The sequence below is a fragment of the Streptomyces sp. NBC_01317 genome (assembly GCF_035961655.1).
In the GTDB taxonomy this organism is placed as follows: Bacteria; Actinomycetota; Actinomycetes; order Streptomycetales; family Streptomycetaceae; genus Streptomyces.
This window is the reverse complement of sequence record NZ_CP108393.1, coordinates 6,348,617-6,366,952: the sequence shown is the minus strand read 5'-3', so window position 1 is coordinate 6,366,952 and position 18,336 is coordinate 6,348,617. Positions and strand designations below refer to the sequence as shown.

Below are 18,336 nucleotides of genomic sequence, written 5' to 3'. Positions count from 1 at the left end.
CCGGTGCGCTCGGGTGCGGGTTACTGATTGTCCTCAATCGCCGGACGGGCTTGATTGTGCCCGCTGCGGCCCGGTGGCCTGGGTGCGGGTTGTCGCCGGGGGCCGGGCAGGGGTCGTGTCCTGCACTGCATGTTTTACGTCGCGTTCGGGACCTTGTTCAGTTCACCGGTAGCCACGCGACACAAAACACGCTCTACGTTCCGGACACGACCCCTGCCCGTCCCCCTTCCACGCCCGCCTCACTACCCGGCCCACCCCAGGCGGGGGGTCGTTCACGTTCCCGGCGGCGTGAGGGGGGTGGGGTCGGAGGAGGTGCGTGTGTCCGGACGTAAAGCGTGTTTTGTGGCGCATGACTACCGGTGAACCAAACAAGTCCCTGAGGCGCCGTAAAACATGCAGTCCGGACATACGTACCTCCGCAGGCCCCACCCCCCGCCACCACGACAAACCCAGCCCGTCCGGCGATTGAGGACATCAGTAAGCGCAACCGGTCACCGGGCGAAAGGCAAAGATCAGGCCCGCGACCTCGCGCGAAACGCCGCCTTGCGCGCCTCCTTCGACACCCCCCGGTCCCGATGCAACCGCCCCATCGCTTCAAGGACGTCCGCCGTAGCCGGATGCTCCACCCGCCACGCCGCGTCGAAGAACCCACTGTGCTGCCCCACCAGCCCCTCCACGAGCTCCTGGAGCTCGTCCGGCTCCCCCTCCGCCGACAACTGCGCGGCAATCGTGTCGATGGCGAGCCAGAAGATCATCGACTCCGGCGGCGCCGGCACCTCCCCCGCCCCCAGCTCCGCGAGCCACACGCGGGCGAGGCCGCCCAGTTCCGGGGAGTCCAGGACCTCCCGCACCGCGGGCTCCGCCTCCGCGCCGACCAGGGAGAGCGCCTGCTGGCAGTGGAGGCGGCGCAGCGGCGCCCCCGGGTCCGTGCCGCGGGCCGCCATGAGCAGGTCGCGCGCCGCGTCGGCGGGGGCGCGGCGGGCCAGCCACTGTTCGGTCTCCGCGCGCGCCGACAGCTCGGGGAAGTGCGCGATCCCGTCCAGCAGCGCGCGGGCGTCCTTGTCGGCGAGGTCGCCGACCGCCGGCGCGTCCACGCCGGCCTCCAGCATGCGGGACCTGATCCCGTAGAGGCCGAGGGGCGTCAGCCGGACCAGGCCGTACCGGGAGACGTCGTCCTCGTCGACGGGCAGGGCCGATTCGGCTCCCTCCGCGTCCTCGACCATGAGGGCCTCGTCCACGGGGGTGTACGTGACGAGCCCGATCGGCTCCAGCAGCTGGAACTGGTCGTCCAGCCGCATCATCGCCTCGGAGACCTGTTCCAGGATGTCGTCGGTCGGCTCGCCCATGTCGTCGGGGACGATCATCGACGCGGCGAGCACGGGCAGCGGTACGGCCCCCTCGGCCGCGCCGCCGTCCGCGACGGTGAGCAGGTAGAGGTTGCCGAGGACGCCCTCCAGGAACTCCGCCTCCGCCTCCGGGTCCCAGTCGAGCGCGTCGAAGTCGATCTCGCCGTCGTCGTCGATGACGGCGGCCAGGTCGTCCAGGATGGGCGCGGTCGCGTCGGCGAAGACCACGTCGAGGGCCTCCACCCACAGCGGCAGGATGTCCTGCGGGGCCCCGGAGGTGATCAGCCCGAGCTGCGCGCCCGCGCTGACGCGGCCGGTCTCGTCACCCTCCGCGGAGGCCCCCTCGGAGGCCCTCTCGCCTGAGGCCTCCGCGTCCTCCACCGCCACCAGCCCCGTGTCGACGGCCACACGCCACGCCTCGCTGGCGTACGCCTCGCCGTCCCCCTCCTCCAGGTCGTCGCCGAGTTCGCCGAGTTCGAGCCCGAGCACCTCCGCCGCGGCCGGCAGCTGTTCGTCGACGAGTTCGCCGCCGGCGCCGACCCGTGTGCCGGGTCCCGCCCAGCGGGCGAGGCGTACGGCGCGGGCGAGCAGCGGCGCGGCGAGCGCGTCCCGCGCCAGCTCCGCGTCCGAGGGCAGCCGCACCGGCGGCAGGGAGGTGCGATCTCCGGGCATCTGGTGGTTCTCCTCGCGGCGTACACGGTCGGGGCGGGGCCCCCGGCGCGGCGTACACGGTCGGGGGCGGCCCCCAGCGTAGACGTATCCGGCCCCTCGCCACCGGCTCACCGGGCGCCCCGGCCGATCCTGGGGGCCGGCACCCCGGAGTGGTGTTCTCGGGAGCGGTGGCCACGCGCGTTCCCGGTGATGGCCTGTCGGCGCGCACCCCCTGACGCGCGCCCTCATCACCCGGTCCGACCCTGAAGTCCGACCGTGACGTGCGGTGGAACTCAACGCTCCCGAGGCGGTAATGGTCGGTCAGACCACGACGTCGTACCAGGGCCGGCGGGTGGTGGACCAGAGTCCGACCCAGCCGGCGAATCCGTCACCCGCGGCCGTGGCCCCGAACACCGCCCCGAACGGTGCCGCGCCCACGTCGCTGATGTTCCAGAGCCGGCCCCGCTGCGGGCCGGTGACGACAAGATGCCAGTACATGCCGCAGCCGTCCGTGCCCAGCACCACGCTGCCGTGGTTGCTGACCGCGTCGATCAGCGGCTCTATCTCCTCGTACGGGCGTGGGTCGTCCTCCCACACCCAGGCCTCGGTCAGCGGGAAGGGCTCGGCGAGCACCCGCTGGGTCTCGTCGGGGCCCCAGTCGGCGGGCAGCGCCGCCAGCGGTATGAGCCCGTCGATGTCGGGTGGTCCCTCGCTGCATCCGTCGCATATCTCCGCGACCAGCGTGCGGTACGGCTCCGGGAGGACGATGTCGTGGTCGCGCTCGAAGGCGCGGACCCCGTCCCAGCCCAGCGGTGGCAGACAGTGCTCCGCCGGGAAAGCCGCGCGTAGCGCGTCCAGTTCGCCCCTGTCGGCGTGTTCGTTGTCCATACTCTCCATGTTCTCCATTGGACCAGTGCGGGACAGTTGTGGACCATCGGCGCACCGGTCAGCCCGACGCCCCTTCCGGCACCGAGTTGTTCGGTGCCCCGTCGCCCACGGGCGGCAGATCGCCCCGCTCCACGGGCGCGGTCGGGAGGTTCTTGGGCAGCAGCGCGTCCAGCTCCGCGTCGTTCGCGGGGCGGGCGGCGGCCGCGGCGCGGCGCAGGGTGTCGCGGTCCACGGTGTCGCGCCGGGCGGTGAGGCGTACGACGTGGCCGGCCTCGGGCCGTGCGTATTCGTGGAGTTGGCCGGATGTGCGGTACCAGGCCGAGCCGTCCTTCTCGCACGCGACGGGTTCGCGCGTCCCGTCGACGGGGGTGCCCGGGCAGGTGCTCGCGGTCAGCGTGCCGCGTTCCACGGCCAGTTCGATCCGGGTGCCGCCCTGCGGGGTGACGTACACGCTGTGGAAGCCGTCGTCACCGAGGACGCCGACGGACTGCGGGGCGACGGCGAAGCCGGGGACGTCGGTCACCCGGATCAGCTCGATCGCGGACTGCGTGTACCGCGCCCGCGCCTCCAGTCCGGCCCGGTCGGCGGCGGGGGCGGTCGTCGGCGCGGTGGGGTCCGCGGACGCGTCGGGCTTGCCGCCGTCGTCCGCCGTGCCCGCCTTCTCCGTACCGCAGCCGGCCGACGCGAGTGCGAGGGTCAGTGCCAGCAGGAGCAGTGGAGCGCGGAGCGAACGAGTCATGCCGTGCATCCTGCCCCATTCCGAACACGTTATCGATCCCCATTCGACGCCAATGTCGGACAGCCGTCCGTTCAGTGTTACTTCATCGTGGACGCAAGAAAATCTAAGTGGACCTTCACGGTGGAACGGCGGACACTGCGCACATGACCACTCCGCGTCCGTTCGGCCGCGCTCTGTGCGCGATGATCACCCCGTTCACCGCCACCGGCGCCCTGGACCTGGACGGCGCCCGCGAACTCGCGGCGCGTCTGGTGGCCGAAGGATGCGACGGACTGGTCCTGAACGGCACCACCGGGGAGTCCCCCACCACCACGGACGCGGAGAAGACCGCGCTCGTCCGGGTCGTGTGCGAGGAGGTCGGCGACCGCGCCCATGTGGTGGCGGGGGTGGGCAGCGCCGACACAGCGCACACCGTCGCGCTGGCGCGTGAGGCCGAACAGGCGGGCGCGGACGGCCTGTTGGTCGTGACGCCGTACTACAGCCGCCCTCCGCAGGCCGCCGTGAAGGCGCACTTCCTGCGGGTCGCGGACGCGACGGGCCTGCCGCTCATGCTGTACGACATCCCGGGCCGCACGGGCATCCGTATCGAGCCCGCCACGATGCTGGCGCTCGCCGCCCATCCCCGGGTGGTGGCGGTGAAGGACTGCGCGTACGACCTGCTCGGCAGCTCCCTGGCGATCGCCCGGACCTCACTCGCGTACTACTCGGGCTGCGAGGAGCTGAACCTGCCGCTGTACGCGGTCGGCGGCGCCGGATACGTCAGTACGGTGGCGGGTGTCGCGCCCCGGCAGATGCGGGCGGTGCTCGACGCGTACGACTCCGGCGCCCACGCCGAGGCCGTACGGCTCAACCAACTCACCCTGCCGCTGGTCGAGTCGATGATGGCGTCCGGCCTGCCGGGCACCGTCACCGCGAAGGCGCTCCTCGACGGCCTGGGGCTGCCGGCGGGCCCGGTCCGCGAACCGCTGCTGCCCGCCGGCCGGGAGACGGCCGACGGGCTGCTGGCCACGTACGGGGAGTTGCTGCACGCGGTGCGGGGCTGAACCCTCCGCGGTACGGCTCCGGAGACCGTACGAACTCAGCCGGTGGTACGAACTCCGCCGCGCACCGCGTCAGTTGTGCTGGTGCAGGATGTCGTTGAGGCCGCCCCAGACCGCGTTGTTCGGCCGGACCTCGACCGTGCCCGTGACCGAGTTCCGGCGGAAGAGCATGTTGCTCGCGCCGGACAGCTCGCGCGCCTTGACGATCTGTCCGTCGGGCAGCGTGACGCGCGTACCGGCCGTGACGTACAGCCCCGCCTCGACCACACACTCGTCGCCGAGCGCGATGCCGATGCCCGCCTCCGCGCCGATCAGGCAGCGCTCGCCGATGACGATGCGCTCCTTGCCGCCGCCGGAGAGCGTGCCCATCGTGGAGGCGCCGCCGCCGATGTCGGTGCCGTCACCGATGACCACTCCGGCGGAGATCCGCCCCTCGATCATGGACGTGCCGAGCGTGCCCGCGTTGAAGTTGACGAAGCCCTCGTGCATGACGGTCGTCCCGGCGGCGAGGTGCGCGCCGAGGCGCACCCGGTCGGCGTCGGCGATCCGGACGCCCTTGGGCGCCACGTAGTCGGTCATGCGGGGGAACTTGTCCACCGAGGTCACCTGGAGGTGCAGCCCCTCCGCGCGGGCGTTGAGCCGCGCCGCCTCCAGCCCGTCCACGGGGACCGGGCCGAGCGAGGTCCAGGCGACGTTGGCGAGCACGCCGAACAGCCCGTCGAGACTCTGGCCGTGCGGCGGGACCAGGCGGTGGGAGAGCAGGTGGAGGCGGAGGTACGCGTCGTGCGCGTCGAGCGGCTTGTCGTCGAGCGAGGCGATGACCGTACGGACGGCGACCACCTCGACCCCGCGGCGCGGGTCGGGTCCGACGGCCTTGGCCGCGCCTTCCCCGAGCAGTTCCGCGGCGCGCGCGGCGGACAGCCGCTCCGTGCCGGCCGGGCCCGGCTCGGCGAGGAGTTCGGGCGCGGGGAACCAGGTGTCGAGGACGGTCCCGTCCTCGGTGAGCGTGGCGAGCCCGGCGGCGGCGGCGCCGGTGGTACGGGGGGAAGGGGAGGAAGACGTGTCGGTCATGCCCTGAACCTAACCGTCCCGGGCCCGCTCGGGCCAACCGGTCCCAGCCCGACCGGCCCGTCACAGCCCGACCGCCCCGTCACGGCACAGGGTGCGTCGGCGTCAGCTCAGCCTGTTGCCCTCGGCGCCGCCCGCCGGGTGGTCGACGTCGTCCTCGGCGCTCGGCAGTTCGCGGTGGCCCTCGGAGTGGTGGTTGACCCAGCCGCAGACCCCGCAGCTGTAGCGGCCGTCCAGCCCGGCGATCAGCGTGCCGCACTGCCTGCACTCGGCGTAGGTGATCTCGGGACCCGAGGGAGGGATGCTCACCGGCCCAACCTACCGCCGGGACAGCACACCGGGACCGGCGCACCCGAAGGATCGCGGACGGACCGGCGCAGGATCAGGGGATGTCAGGGGATGAGCCGCCCCAGCATCTCGCGCGCGTACGCCGCGTCGTACACCGCGTCCGTGAGCAGCACCTGAAGGCAGATCCCGTCGATCAGCGCGACCAGCGCCCGCGCCGTGACGGGGTCGGTGCGCCGCGCCAGGATCTCGGCGACCGCGTCGGCCCACTCGGCGGCGACCGGCCGCAATACGGGCCTGCGCAGGGCCGCGAGGTAGAGGTCGAACTCCAGCTCCACGCCCGTACGGTCCCCGGCGAGCCACTCCCCGATGATCCTGGCCAGCTCCGCCGCCATGTCGGACGCCGGGTCGGCGAGGGCCTCGCTGTCCCGTACGGCCGCCGCGAAGCCTTCGTTGACCTGCCGCAGGGCGGCGGCCAGCATCTCGTCCAGGGAGGCGAAGTGGTACGTCGTGGAGCCGAGGGGCACGTCGGCCTCGGCGGCCACGGTCCGGTGGCTGAGCCCGGCGATCCCGCTGTTCCCGACCACCCGCAGCGCGGCGTCGGTGATGCGCTGGCGCCGGTCGGGGTCGTAGCGGCGGCTCATCGTCGGGCACCTCCGGGGTGGCGGCTCATCAGTGGGCTCCTCCGAGGTTGAGGACAACCACCCCGGCGATCACCAGGGCGAGCCCGGCGATCTTGACGGGCCCCGCCGACTCGTTCATGAAGATCATGCCGATGGCGGCGATCGCGGCGGTGCCGGTGCCGGCCCAGATCGCGTAGGCCGTGCCGATGGAAAGGGTCTTGAGCGTCTGCGCGAGCAGGCTGAAGGCGATCAGGTAGCCGGCCACGGTCAGCAGCGAGGGCCAGAGCCTGGTGAATCCCTCGCTGTACTTCATGGCCGTCGTACCGGCCACCTCCGCCGCTATCGCCCCGGCGAGCAGTCCATATCCCATGCGTACGAGTGTACACATCGATGCGTACGAGCGTACACACCGTCGCCCGTTGCCCGACCCGCTACGGCGTGGCGTTCGAACGTGAGCGCGAGGCGGGGACCGGACAGTGGCCTGCGCGGCGTACGGCCCGGCGGCGCTGGTGGTCGGCGTGGCGGTGGGCATCGCCGTGGCCGGCGCGGGCCTGTCCACCGTCGGCGACCTGAACGCGGAGTGGACCGGTCCGCCGGGCCGCTGGTCGCGGTGCGCGGTGTCGGCGCCGTCGCCCTGGTGGCGGTGCCGGCGGCGACCGCGCTGACCACGGCCGCCCTGCCCGGCGGTCGTCCAGTACGCCGTCCTGGGCCGCCCGGTCACCTTCCGCCCGCTCTGGCCCCAGGCGTCCGCCCGCGTCCCCGGGCCGCGTACCTGTCCGAAGCCCCCCGGACCTACACGAGGGCCCCCGACCGGACAGGTCGGGGGCCCTCGGAAGCACTGCGCCAGTGATACGCCTCAGACGTTGAAGCCCAGCGCGCGCAGCTGCTCGCGGCCGTCGTCCGTGATCTTGTCCGGGCCCCACGGCGGCATCCAGACCCAGTTGATCTTGAGTTCGCTGACGATGCCGTCCGTCGCCGACTTCGCCTGGTCCTCGATCACGTCGGTCAGCGGGCAGGCCGCCGACGTCAGGGTCATGTCCAGGGTGGCGATGTTGGCGTCGTCGATGTGGATGCCGTAGATCAGTCCGAGGTTGACGACGTCGATGCCCAGTTCGGGGTCGACCACGTCGTACAGGGCCTCGCGGACCTCCTCCTCGGAGGCGGGGGTCATGGTCACGGTCTCGTTGTCGCTCATGCCGTCTCCTTCGTCGGGCGGTCGTTCGGGCCGTCGTCCTGGCCACCGGCCGGGGCGGCCGCGAGGGCCTTGGCCGTCGCGTCCTTCCAGGCCATCCAGCTCAGCAGGGCGCACTTGACGCGTGCCGGGTACTTCGAGACGCCGACGAACGCGACCGCGTCCTCCAGCACCTCTTCCATCGCGTCGTCCGGTTCCAGCTGGCCCTTGGACTGCATCAGCTCCAGGAAGGTGCCCTGGATCTTCTGCGCCTCGGCCAGCTCCTTGCCGACGAGGAGGTCGTTCAGTACGGAGGCGCTGGCCTGGCTGATGGAGCAGCCCTGGCCCTCGTACGAGACGTCCGCGATCAGCGAGCCCTCGTACCGCACCCGCAGGGTGATCTCGTCACCACAGGTCGGATTGACATGGTGCACCTCGGCGTCGCCGTCCCGCAGACCGCGCCCGTGGGGGTGCTTGTAGTGGTCCAGGATGACGTCCTGGTACATCGAATCCAGCTTCACGGCTCAGTCCTCATCCGAAGAAGTTACGGACGTGCTCCAGCCCTTCGACCAGAGCGTCGACCTCGGCGGGTGTGGAGTACAGATAGAAAGACGCCCGCGTGGTCGCCGGAATTCCGTACCGCAGGCAGACCGGCCGCGCGCAGTGGTGGCCGACCCGGACCGCGATGCCCTGTTCGTCGAGCACCTGCCCCACGTCGTGGGGGTGGATGTCTCCCAGGGTGAAGGAGATCGCGGCGCCGCGCTCCTCGGCCGTGGCCGGGCCGATGATCCGCAGGTCGGGCACCTCCAGCAGGCGCCGCACCGCGTACTCGGTGATCGCCTGCTCGTGGGCGTGGATCTTGTCCATACCGATCGCGGAGAGGTAGTCCACGGCCGCGCCGAGGCCGACGGCCTGGGCGATCGGGGGCGTACCCGCCTCGAACTTGTGCGGCGCGGGGGCGTACGTGGACGAGTGCATCGACACGGTCTCGATCATCTCGCCGCCGCCCAGGAACGGCGGGAGGTCCTCCAGCAGCTCCTGGCGGCCCCAGAGGACGCCGATGCCGGTGGGACCGCACATCTTGTGGCCGGTGAAGGCCACGAAGTCGGCCTGGAGGGCCTGGACGTCCACCGGCATGTGCGGCGCGGCCTGCGAGGCGTCGATCAGGACCAGGGCGCCGACCTGCTGCGCCCGCCGGACGATCGCCTCGACCGGGTTGACCGTACCGAGGATGTTGGACACCAGCACGAAGGAGACGATCTTCGTCTTCTCGGTGATGATCTCGTCGATGTTCGAGAGGTCGAGCCGGCCGTCGTCGGTGAGGCCGAACCACTTCAGCTTCGCGCCGGTGCGCTGTGAGAGCAGCTGCCACGGCACGATGTTGGAGTGGTGCTCCATCTCCGTGATGACGATCTCGGTCTCGTGGTCCACCCGGTAGGGCTCGTCGGCCCAGCCGAGCATGTTGGCCACGAGGTTGAGCGACTCCGAGGCGTTCTTGGTGAAGATGACCTCGTCGCGGCTGGGCGCGTTGATGAAGGCGGCGACCTTGTCGCGCGCGCCCTCGTACAGCGCCGTGGCCTCCTCGGCGAGCACATGCACGCCACGGTGGACATTGGCGTTGTGCTGCTCGTAGTACTCGTTGAGGGCGTCGAGCACCTGGCGCGGCTTCTGGGACGTCGCCGCGTTGTCCAGGTAAACGATCTTCTTCCCGTCATGGACCACACGATCCAGCAGGGGGAAGTCCTTGCGGATCGCCTCGTCGAGCAGCCGGCTCGACGGCGTGCTCGTCGGTGTGAGGAGGCCCGGCAGCTGTGTCACGCGGTGACGCCACCCTTCGTGTACGCCTCGTAGCCCTCGTTCTCCAGCTTGTCGGCCAGCTCCGCGCCGCCGGACTCGGCGATACGGCCCTGGGCGAAGACATGCACGAAGTCGGGCTTGATGTAGCGGAGAATCCGCGTGTAGTGCGTGATCAGCAGGGTGCCGACCTCGCCGGTCTCCTTGACGCGGTTGACGCCTTCGGAGACGACCCGCAGGGCGTCCACGTCGAGGCCGGAGTCGGTCTCGTCGAGGATCGCGATGTGCGGCTTGAGCAGTTCGAGCTGGAGGATCTCGTGGCGCTTCTTCTCGCCGCCGGAGAAGCCCTCGTTGACGTTGCGCTCGGCGAAGGCCGGGTCCATCTGGAGGCGTTCCATGGTCTCCCGGACCTCCTTCACCCAGGTGCGCAGCTTGGGGGCCTCGCCGCGGATCGCGGTGGCCGACGTCCGCAGGAAGTTCGACACGGAGACGCCGGGGACCTCGACGGGGTACTGCATGGCGAGGAAGAGGCCGGCGCGGGCGCGCTCGTCGACGGTCATCGCGAGGACGTCCTCGCCGTCGAGGGTCACCGTGCCGCCGGTGATCGTGTACTTGGGGTGGCCCGCCAGCGAGTACGCGAGGGTCGACTTGCCGGAGCCGTTGGGGCCCATGATGGCGTGCGTCTCGCCCTGCTTGACGGTCAGGTCGACGCCCTTGAGGATCTCGCGGGGGCCGCCCTCCGCCTCGACGGTGACGTGCAGGTCGGTGATTTCAAGCGTAGCCATAGGGGCTCAGGACTCCTGGGTGACGGAGACGAGCACATCGTCCCCTTGGATCTGTACGGGGTATACGGGGACGGGGCGCGTCGCGGGAAGACTCGACGGCTTGCCGGTACGGAGGTCGAAGCTGGAGCCGTGCAGCCAGCACTCGATCATGCAGTCCTCGACCTCGCCCTCCGAGAGCGACACGTTCGCGTGCGAGCAGATGTCGTTGATCGCGAACACCTCGCCCTCGGTGAGGACGACGGCGACGGGCGTGCCGTCGAGTTCCACCCGCTTCGGGGTGTCCTCCTCCAGCTCGCCGAGGCCGCACACGCGGACGAAGGTGGTCGGCACGCTCACAGCGCCGCCTCCAGCTCCGTCTCGATCTTCGTGAGCAGGCGCTCCTCGACGTCGGGCAGTCCGATCTGCTGGACCAGCTCGGCGAAGAAGCCACGGACGACGAGGCGGCGTGCCTCGGCCTGCGGGATGCCGCGTGACATCAAATAGAAGAGCTGTTCGTCGTCGAACCGGCCGGTCGCCGAGGCGTGTCCGGCGCCGGCGATCTCGCCGGTCTCGATCTCCAGGTTCGGCACGGAGTCGACCCGGGCGCCGTCCGTGAGGACGAGGTTGCGGTTCATCTCGTACGTGTCGGTGCCTTCGGCCATGACGCGGATGAGCACGTCGCCGATCCAGACGGCGTGGGCGTCCTGGCCCTGGAGCGCGCCCTTGTAGGCGGCGTTGGACTTGCAGTTCGGCGCGTTGTGGTCGACCAGGAGGCGGTGCTCCTGGTGCTGGCCTCGGTCGGTGAAGTAGAGGCCGAACAGTTCGGCCTCGCCGCCGGGGCCCGCGTACTGGACGCGCGGGTGGAGCCGTACGAGATCGCCGCCGAAGGTGACGATGATCGACTTGAAGGAGGCGTCCCGGCCGACCAGCGCGTTGTGCTGGGCGACGTGGACGGCCTTGTCGTCCCAGTCCTGGACGGAGACGACGGTGAGCTTCGCGCCGTCGCCGATCAGGTAGTCGACGTTCCCGGCGAGGACCGCGTCGCCGGTGTGGTCGATGACCACGACGGCCTCGGCGAACGCGCCGAGCTCGATGACCTGGTGCGCGTAGGCGGTGCCGCCCTCGCCGTGGACGTCGATCCTGATCGGTTCGGCCAGGACGGTCTCCTTGGCCACCGAGACGACCGAGGCCTTCTCGAAGGAGGAGTACGCCTGGGCGGCGATCCGGTCCACCGGCGTACCGGCCTTGCCGATGCGCGCGTCGTCGCGGCCGACGGTCTCGACGGTGACGCCGTCAGGGGCGGTCACCTCGACCGTGACGCTGCCGTCCGTGGCGACGGCGGTGCCGTCGTGCAGACCACGCAGCCGTTCCAGCGGCGTGAACCGCCACTCCTCCTCACGGCCGTGAGGGACGGGGAAGTCCGCCACGTCGAAGGAGGGGGGCGCGCTCATGCGCGTGGCGACGGTCGACTCGGCGGCCACCGCGATCGAACCGGCGGTGGTGGAGCCCGCCGGAATGTTCTGAGCCTCAGCCATGGCTGTCGTGGTGCTCACTCTCTGCCTCTGGGACGGGGGAACGAGGGGGCCGGGCGGATCGCCGCCCGGCCTGGTGGCGGGTCCGTCAGCCGACGGAGCCCTCCATCTGGAGCTCGATCAGCCGGTTGAGTTCCAGCGCGTACTCCATCGGCAGTTCCTTGGCGATGGGCTCGACGAATCCGCGCACGATCATCGCCATCGCCTCGAACTCGGAGAGGCCGCGGCTCATCAGGTAGAAGAGCTGGTCCTCGGAGACCTTGGAGACGGTCGCCTCGTGGCCCATGGACACGTCGTCCTCGCGGACGTCCACGTACGGGTACGTGTCGGAGCGCGAGATGGTGTCGACCAGCAGCGCGTCGCACAGCACGTTGGACTTGGAGCCGTGGGCGCCCTCGCCGATCTCGATGAGACCGCGGTAGGACGTACGGCCGCCGCCGCGCGCCACCGACTTGGAGACGATGTTCGACGAGGTGTTGGGGGCCATGTGGACCATCTTGGCGCCGGCGTCCTGGTGCTGGCCCTCGCCCGCGAAGGCGATGGACAGGGTCTCGCCCTTGGCGTGCTCGCCCATCAGGTACACGGCCGGGTACTTCATGGTGACCTTGGAGCCGATGTTGCCGTCGACCCACTCCATGGTCGCGCCCTCGTACGCCACGGCGCGCTTGGTGACGAGGTTGTAGACGTTGTTCGACCAGTTCTGGATGGTCGTGTAGCGGCAGCGGCCGCCCTTCTTGACGATGATCTCGACCACGGCGCTGTGCAGCGAGTCCGAGGAGTAGATCGGGGCCGTACAGCCCTCGACGTAGTGGACGTACGCGTCCTCGTCGACGATGATCAGCGTCCGCTCGAACTGGCCCATGTTCTCCGTGTTGATACGGAAGTAGGCCTGGAGCGGGATGTCGACGTGCACGCCCTTCGGGACGTAGATGAACGATCCGCCGGACCACACGGCCGAGTTCAGCGACGCGAACTTGTTGTCGCCGACCGGGATGACCGTCCCGAAGTACTCCTGGAACAGCTCCGGGTTCTCCCTGAGCGCGGTGTCGGTGTCCTTGAAGATGACACCCTTCTCCTCCAGGTCCTCACGGATCTGGTGGTAGACGACCTCCGACTCGTACTGCGCGGCGACACCGGCGACGAGGCGCTGCTTCTCCGCCTCGGGGATGCCGAGCTTGTCGTACGTGTTCTTGATGTCCTCGGGCAGGTCCTCCCAGGACTCCGCCTGCTTCTCCGTGGACCGCACGAAGTACTTGATGTTGTCGAAGTGGATGCCGGAGAGGTCGGAACCCCAGCTCGGCATCGGCTTCTTGCCGAAGAGCTTGAGGCCCTTGAGCCGGAGCTTGAGCATCCACTCCGGCTCGTTCTTCTTCTGGGAGATGTCGCGCACGACAGCCTCGGACAGACCGCGCTTCGCGGCGGCGCCGGCGGCGTCCGAGTCGGCCCAGCCGAATTCGTACGTGCCCAGGCCATCGAGTTCGGGGTGGGCGGTCTCCGTGGGGAGCGTCATGCGGGGTTCCTCCCGGCTTTGCTTTCGGATGCTTGATCGGTTGTCTCGGGGGACGCGGCCTGCGGTGCACCGGTCGGCGCTCCACCGGTCTGCGGGGACGCGGTGGCTCGGGGGATGAACGTCGTGCAGACCCCGTCGCCGTGGGCGATCGTGGCCAGCCGCTGTACATGCGTACCGAGCAGCTGGGAGAAAAATTCCGTCTCCGCCTCGCACAGCTGGGGGTACTGCTCCGCGACGTGCGCGACCGGGCAGTGGTGCTGGCAGAGCTGCTCGCCCTGCTGGTTCGCCGCGCCGCGCGCCGTGGCAGCGTACCCGTCGGCGCTCAGGGCCTTGGCCAGCGCCTCCGTACGTCCGCCGGGCCCTGCTGCCTCGACCACGTCGGCGTACCGCCCGGCCTCGGCCTGTGCGGCGATCCGGGCGCGGGCGAACGCGGCGACGGCCGCCTCGCCCCGCTCCCCGCCGCCGGCCGCGGTGGAGATCCAGCCCAGCGCCTCGGCGGCGAGTTTGTCGTACGACTGGTCGAAGGCGTCCCGGCCGCAGTCGGTCAGGGCGAACACCTTGGCGGGCCTGCCGCGACCGCGCGAGCCGTAGACCCGCTGGTCACGCGCCTCCACGACGGAGTCGGCGGCGAGGGCGTCGAGATGACGGCGGACCGCCGCCTGGGTGAGCCCCAGCCGCCCCGCCAGATCGGAGACCGTGGACGGGCCGTGGTCCAGGATGGAGCGCGCGACGCGGTTGCGCGTGGAGCGCTCGCCGGTCGCGAGTTCCTCCTGCGGAGCCTCGCCCAGGTATTTCACAACGCCATTGTTGCGTAATTCCCTCGGCACTGACAACTACTGTCCAGAACCGGGCGCGGTGGAATTGATCACTTAGGGTTACCTAAGAAAGGGCTTTTCGGCCGGTCCGGGCGGTTCCGGCGGTCGCATTTCGGCCCCGGGCACCCAGGGCCGTCCGGGGCTGCCTAGACTCCCCGACATGCACAGCGTCGCCGGTGAACCCGTGGTCGAGATCCGGGGCCTGATCAAACGGTACGGCGGAAAGACCGCGGTCGACGGCCTGGACCTGCGGATCGGGGCCGGTACGGTCACCGCGGTCCTCGGCCCCAACGGAGCCGGCAAGACCACCACCGTCGAGATCTGCGAGGGCTACCGGCGGCCGGACGCCGGGACGGTACGGGTCCTCGGGCTCGACCCTGTCGCCGACGCGGCGCGGCTACGCCCCCGCATCGGCGTGATGCTCCAGTCCGGCGGCGTCTACTCGGGCGCGCGGGCGGAGGAGATGCTCCGCCACATGGCCCGGCTGCACGCCCACCCGCTGGATGTGGACGCGCTCATCGAGCGCCTGGGCCTCGGCGACTGCGGCCGTACGGCCTACCGGCGCCTGTCCGGCGGCCAGCAGCAGCGCCTCGCCGTGGCCCTGGCCGTCGTGGGCCGCCCCGAGCTGGTCTTCCTGGACGAACCGACCGCCGGGCTCGACCCGCAGGCCCGCCGCTCCACCTGGGACCTGGTCCGCGAGCTGCGCGCCGACGGGGTCGGGGTCGTGCTCACCACCCACTTCATGGACGAGGCCGAACAGCTCGCCGACGACGTCGTGATCGTCGACGCGGGCCGGGTGATCGCCCAGGGCAGCCCCGAGGACCTGTGCCGGGGCGGCGCCGAGAACACCCTGCGCTTCACCGGCCGCCCGGGGCTCGACCTCGGCTCGCTGCTCAAGGCCCTGCCCGACGGCACGGCGGCCGCCGAGCTGACGCCGGGCGCGTACCGCATCGGCGGCACGATCGACCCGCAGCTGCTCGCCACGGTCACCTCCTGGTGCGCGCAGCACGGCGTGATGGCGTCGGGGATCGCCGTGGAGCGGCACACGCTGGAGGACGTCTTCCTCGAACTGACCGGCAAGGAGCTGCGTCCATGAGCACCGGTACGAGCCCGGGGACCGGCCTGCGCGCGGGCGGGTCCACCTACGCCCCGGCGCCCGGCGCGGCCCCGCTGGGACGCATGATCGCCGCGCAGACGGCGTTCGAGACGAAGCTGCTGCTGCGCAACGGCGAGCAGCTGCTGCTGACCGTGATCATCCCCTCGCTCCTCCTGGTGCTGTTCTCGACGGTCGACGTCGTGGACACCGGCGCGGGCGAGGCCGTGGACTTCCTGGCGCCCGGCGTCCTGGCGCTGGCCGTGATGTCGACGGCGTTCACCGGCCAGGCCATCGCGACGGGCTTCGAGCGGCGGTACGGAGTGCTCAAGCGCCTCGCCGCGTCACCGCTGCCGCGCTGGGCCCTGATGACCGCCAAGACGCTGTCCGTCCTGGTCACCGAGGTGCTCCAGGTCGTCCTGCTGACGGTGATCGCGTTCGCGCTGGGGTGGTCGCCGCACGGCAGCCCGCTGGTGGTCCTGCTGCTGCTCGTGCTCGGCACGGCGGCCTTCTCGGGCCTCGGCCTGCTGATGGCGGGCACGCTCAGGGCGGAGGCGACGCTGGCGGCGGCGAACCTGGTCTTCCTGCTGCTGCTGGTGGGCGGCGGGGTGATCGTGCCGCTGGACAGGTTCCCGGACGGGGCGCAGACGGTGCTCGGGCTGCTGCCGATCTCGGCCCTCTCGGACGGCCTGCGGGACGTGCTCCAGCACGGCGCCACGACCCCGTGGGGGGACCTCGGGATCCTGGCGGTGTGGGCGGCGGCCGGGCTGGGCGCGGCGGGCACGTTCTTCCGCTGGGAGTGAGCGTCCCGGCCGGCGCGGGCCTGGCCGTCCGCCCCGCGCCCGCCTGGGCCGTACCCCCCTCGTGAAAACCCGCACAAGCTCCCGCCTACGATGGTTGGCGTGTTGACCCCCCTCGCCTACATCGCCCGGCGCTGGACGCCTTCGCCCCGTACGCTCCAGCGCGCCGCCCTCGGCGCCGTGTTGATGAGCGTGGTGATCGTCGTCACCGGAGGCGCGGTACGGCTGACCGGTTCCGGGCTCGGCTGCGACACCTGGCCCAAGTGCACCGACAACAGCCTCGTCGCCACCCCCGAGCAGGGAATCCACGGCGCGATCGAGTTCAGCAACCGCATGCTGACGTACGTCCTGTGCGCGGCCGTCGGCTGGGCGATCATCGCGGCGCGCTCCGCCAAGCCCCGGCGGCGCGGGCTCTCCCGCCTCGCCTGGTCGCAGTTCTGGATCGTGATGGGCAACGCCGTCCTCGGCGGGGTCACCGTCCTCGCGGGCCTCAACCCGTGGACGGTGGCCGGGCATCTGCTGCTGGCCATGACGCTCCTGACCGTCACCACGGTGACCTGGCTGCGGACCCGCGAGGGTGACGGCACGCCCCGCCCGCGCGTCCCCGGCCCGGTACGGAAGCTGTCCTGGGCACTCACCGCCTCCACGGTCGTCCTGGTCGTGGCGGGCACGGTCGTGACCGGTTCCGGGCCGCACGCGGGCGACAGCAGCGACGTACCGCGGATGCCGTTCGACTGGACGACCACCGCCCATGTCCACACCGCCGCCGCCTGGGTCGTCTGCGCGCTCGCCGTCGCCCTGTGGCTGGTGCTGCGCGTGGTGGACGCCCCGGCGGACACCCGGGTGATCGCCCGCAACCTGCTGCTGGTGCTGCTCGCGCAGGGCGGCATCGGCTATGTGCAGTACTTCACGGACGTGCCCGCCGTGCTGGTCGGCGTCCACATGCTCGGGTCGTGCCTGGTGTGGGTCGGGGTCGTCCGGGTCGCGATGAGCCTGCGCGAACGGCCGGTGACCACCGCGGAGATCCCCGCGCAGCCCGACTCACGGCTGTCCGCGGCCGTCTGACAGACCGTAGAGCCGGCGGGCGTTGCCCGCCGCGATCATCCCGGCGACCCGCTGCGCGTCGGTGAGCGACCACGCCCCGTCGGCGACCCAGCCGCCCAGGACCCGGACCAGCGCCTCCCGGAACACCCGGGCGCCCACGACGTGCAGTTCGGGCAGGGCCCGCGCCCCGCTGGAGAACAACAGCTTCCCGAACGGCGCCAGTTCCAGGATCTCCGCCAGTACGGCCGCCGCCCGGGCGCCCGTGTGCGCGAGGGCCGGGCCGAGGTCGGCGTACACATGCGGGAAGACGCCGGTCAGCTGCGCCGCGTGCCGGTGGTACGGGTAGGCGCCCAGGAGCACCAGCGCGGTGCCGAGCCCGGCCGTGGCGCTCGCGAAGGCGGTGACCAGCGCCGGGTCGGCGCCGCCCGCCGGGGCGCGGGCGTCGCGCGCGCCGGTGTGCAGTTGGAGCGGCAGCCCGGAGCCGAGGGCGAGCCAGAGCAGGTGCCGCAGCAGCACCGGGTCGTCCAGCGGTCCCCCGGGGTCCCGTACCGCGAGCCAGCGGCCCGCCGCCGCCCGGACCTCGGCGTGCCCGGGCGGCTCGGGGGCCAGGGCGAGCCCGTGCCGTACCCCCGCCACGGACGTGAAGGCGACCGCCGTGGCGGCGGCGTCGTGGACGGCCCGGTCGAGCCGGGTCAGGAGGTCGGCGACCCCGCAGGAGGTGTCGGCGACCCGCTCGGCGAGGGGTTCCAGCCGGACGATCTCCCGGGCGTCGGCGGCCCCGGCGGCGGCGATCTCCCCCGGTCCTGTCAGATCGCCGCCGGGCAGGCCGGTGTCCACCAGGTAGGTGGTGACCCCGGTGGAGCGCAGCAGCCGTCTGCCGGACTCCAGGACGCCCAGCTCCCGGCGGCGCGCGAGGTAGTGCGCGGGCGGGCAGTGCGGTTCGAGGTCGAGGAGCGGCGGGCACCAGCGCCGTACGGCGAAACCGGCCTGGGTGTCGAAGAAGGTGGTGCCCGGGGCGGCGGGTCCCACCCGGCCGCCGAGCTGGGCCTCGAAGGTGCCGAGGCCCAGCTCCGTGCGGAGGACGCCGTGGCAGTACTGGTCCACGAGGGACAGTGTTTCGATCATCGGGGTTCCCGTCGTGGACCGTACTCCTACCGTCCTAACGGGTGAGGG

The 18,336-nt window shown here is 71.5% G+C and carries 21 protein-coding genes; 5 read left to right on the top strand and 16 right to left on the bottom strand.

Annotated elements, in window-relative coordinates; genetic code table 11:
• Window positions 1-512 precede the first annotated feature (512 nt).
• From OG349_RS27670 to OG349_RS27660, 3 genes are all read right to left on the bottom strand, one after another.
• Window positions 513-2,018 (bottom strand): hypothetical protein, encoded by a 1,506-nt coding sequence (locus tag OG349_RS27670; protein WP_327237171.1) that lies wholly within the window; start codon window positions 2,016-2,018, stop codon window positions 513-515.
• Between the two features lie 300 nt (window positions 2,019-2,318).
• Complete coding sequence (locus OG349_RS27665; protein ID WP_442806323.1) at window positions 2,319-2,894, bottom strand: SMI1/KNR4 family protein; 576 nt, start codon at window positions 2,892-2,894, stop codon at window positions 2,319-2,321.
• Between the two features lie 49 nt (window positions 2,895-2,943).
• On the bottom strand, window positions 2,944-3,624 hold the full coding sequence (locus OG349_RS27660) for a hypothetical protein (RefSeq protein ID WP_327237170.1): 681 nt from the start codon (window positions 3,622-3,624) through the stop codon (window positions 2,944-2,946).
• A 143-nt stretch (window positions 3,625-3,767) separates the two neighbouring features.
• On the opposite strand from OG349_RS27660, the gene dapA reads away from it, so the two are divergent.
• Complete coding sequence (dapA, locus tag OG349_RS27655) at window positions 3,768-4,667, top strand: 4-hydroxy-tetrahydrodipicolinate synthase (RefSeq protein WP_327237169.1); 900 nt, start codon at window positions 3,768-3,770, stop codon at window positions 4,665-4,667.
• A gap of 69 nt (window positions 4,668-4,736) precedes the next feature.
• Here dapA and dapD read toward each other — a convergent pair whose 3' ends face one another.
• From dapD to OG349_RS27635, 4 genes are all read right to left on the bottom strand, one after another.
• Window positions 4,737-5,735 carry a 2,3,4,5-tetrahydropyridine-2,6-dicarboxylate N-succinyltransferase gene (gene dapD / locus OG349_RS27650; protein ID WP_327237168.1) on the bottom strand — a complete coding sequence of 333 codons (999 nt, stop codon included), beginning with the start codon at window positions 5,733-5,735 and terminating at the stop codon, window positions 4,737-4,739.
• 102 nt (window positions 5,736-5,837) lie between these two features.
• Window positions 5,838-6,041 carry a hypothetical protein gene (locus OG349_RS27645; protein WP_327237167.1) on the bottom strand — a complete coding sequence of 68 codons (204 nt, stop codon included), beginning with the start codon at window positions 6,039-6,041 and terminating at the stop codon, window positions 5,838-5,840.
• 83 nt (window positions 6,042-6,124) lie between these two features.
• Entirely contained in the window at window positions 6,125-6,661 is a 537-nt protein-coding gene (locus OG349_RS27640; RefSeq protein WP_327237166.1) for a TetR/AcrR family transcriptional regulator, read from the bottom strand.
• A gap of 28 nt (window positions 6,662-6,689) precedes the next feature.
• Complete coding sequence (locus OG349_RS27635) at window positions 6,690-7,010, bottom strand: DMT family transporter (RefSeq protein WP_161310765.1); 321 nt, start codon at window positions 7,008-7,010, stop codon at window positions 6,690-6,692.
• Between the two features lie 106 nt (window positions 7,011-7,116).
• On the opposite strand from OG349_RS27635, the gene OG349_RS27630 reads away from it, so the two are divergent.
• On the top strand, window positions 7,117-7,305 hold the full coding sequence (locus OG349_RS27630; protein ID WP_327237164.1) for a hypothetical protein: 189 nt from the start codon (window positions 7,117-7,119) through the stop codon (window positions 7,303-7,305).
• 191 nt (window positions 7,306-7,496) lie between these two features.
• Here OG349_RS27630 and OG349_RS27625 read toward each other — a convergent pair whose 3' ends face one another.
• The 8 genes from OG349_RS27625 to OG349_RS27590 all read right to left on the bottom strand — a co-directional run bounded on the left by OG349_RS27625 (window position 7,497) and on the right by OG349_RS27590 (window position 14,208).
• Window positions 7,497-7,835: a metal-sulfur cluster assembly factor gene (locus OG349_RS27625; protein WP_161310764.1), complete on the bottom strand. Its 339-nt coding sequence runs from the start codon at window positions 7,833-7,835 to the stop codon at window positions 7,497-7,499.
• On the bottom strand, window positions 7,832-8,332 hold the full coding sequence (sufU, locus tag OG349_RS27620) for a Fe-S cluster assembly sulfur transfer protein SufU (protein ID WP_327237163.1): 501 nt from the start codon (window positions 8,330-8,332) through the stop codon (window positions 7,832-7,834). The genes OG349_RS27625 and sufU overlap by 4 nt, the downstream gene beginning before the upstream one ends.
• Window positions 8,333-8,342: 10 nt before the next feature.
• Window positions 8,343-9,629, bottom strand: a complete 1,287-nt coding sequence (locus tag OG349_RS27615) for a cysteine desulfurase (RefSeq protein WP_442806322.1) — start codon at window positions 9,627-9,629, stop codon at window positions 8,343-8,345.
• Entirely contained in the window at window positions 9,626-10,390 is a 765-nt protein-coding gene (gene sufC, locus OG349_RS27610) for a Fe-S cluster assembly ATPase SufC (RefSeq protein WP_327237162.1), read from the bottom strand. The genes OG349_RS27615 and sufC overlap by 4 nt, the downstream gene beginning before the upstream one ends.
• Before the next feature lie 6 nt (window positions 10,391-10,396).
• Window positions 10,397-10,720: a non-heme iron oxygenase ferredoxin subunit gene (locus tag OG349_RS27605; protein ID WP_161310761.1), complete on the bottom strand. Its 324-nt coding sequence runs from the start codon at window positions 10,718-10,720 to the stop codon at window positions 10,397-10,399.
• Window positions 10,721-10,722: 2 nt separating this feature from the next.
• Window positions 10,723-11,904 (bottom strand): Fe-S cluster assembly protein SufD, encoded by a 1,182-nt coding sequence (sufD, locus tag OG349_RS27600; protein ID WP_327237161.1) that lies wholly within the window; start codon window positions 11,902-11,904, stop codon window positions 10,723-10,725.
• A gap of 85 nt (window positions 11,905-11,989) precedes the next feature.
• Window positions 11,990-13,411, bottom strand: coding sequence for a Fe-S cluster assembly protein SufB (gene sufB, locus OG349_RS27595; RefSeq protein WP_161310759.1), 1,422 nt, complete (start codon window positions 13,409-13,411; stop codon window positions 11,990-11,992).
• Window positions 13,408-14,208: a helix-turn-helix transcriptional regulator gene (locus OG349_RS27590; protein ID WP_327237159.1), complete on the bottom strand. Its 801-nt coding sequence runs from the start codon at window positions 14,206-14,208 to the stop codon at window positions 13,408-13,410. The genes sufB and OG349_RS27590 overlap by 4 nt, the downstream gene beginning before the upstream one ends.
• Before the next feature lie 178 nt (window positions 14,209-14,386).
• Here OG349_RS27590 and OG349_RS27585 point away from each other — a divergent pair, with 178 nt between their 5' ends.
• The 3 genes from OG349_RS27585 (at window position 14,387) to OG349_RS27575 (ending at window position 17,184) form a co-directional block, all read left to right on the top strand.
• Window positions 14,387-15,322 (top strand): ABC transporter ATP-binding protein, encoded by a 936-nt coding sequence (locus tag OG349_RS27585; RefSeq protein ID WP_327237158.1) that lies wholly within the window; start codon window positions 14,387-14,389, stop codon window positions 15,320-15,322.
• A complete protein-coding gene (locus tag OG349_RS27580) occupies window positions 15,319-16,122 on the top strand; it encodes an ABC transporter permease (RefSeq protein ID WP_327237157.1) in 804 nt (267 codons plus the stop codon). The genes OG349_RS27585 and OG349_RS27580 overlap by 4 nt, the downstream gene beginning before the upstream one ends.
• Before the next feature lie 90 nt (window positions 16,123-16,212).
• Window positions 16,213-17,184 carry a COX15/CtaA family protein gene (locus OG349_RS27575; RefSeq protein WP_327237156.1) on the top strand — a complete coding sequence of 324 codons (972 nt, stop codon included), beginning with the start codon at window positions 16,213-16,215 and terminating at the stop codon, window positions 17,182-17,184.
• Here the strand turns inward: OG349_RS27575 and OG349_RS27570 are convergent.
• Window positions 17,161-18,288, bottom strand: coding sequence for an amidohydrolase (locus OG349_RS27570; RefSeq protein ID WP_327237155.1), 1,128 nt, complete (start codon window positions 18,286-18,288; stop codon window positions 17,161-17,163). The two genes, OG349_RS27575 and OG349_RS27570, sit on opposite strands and share 24 nt — an antisense overlap.
• Window positions 18,289-18,336: the final 48 nt, after the last annotated feature.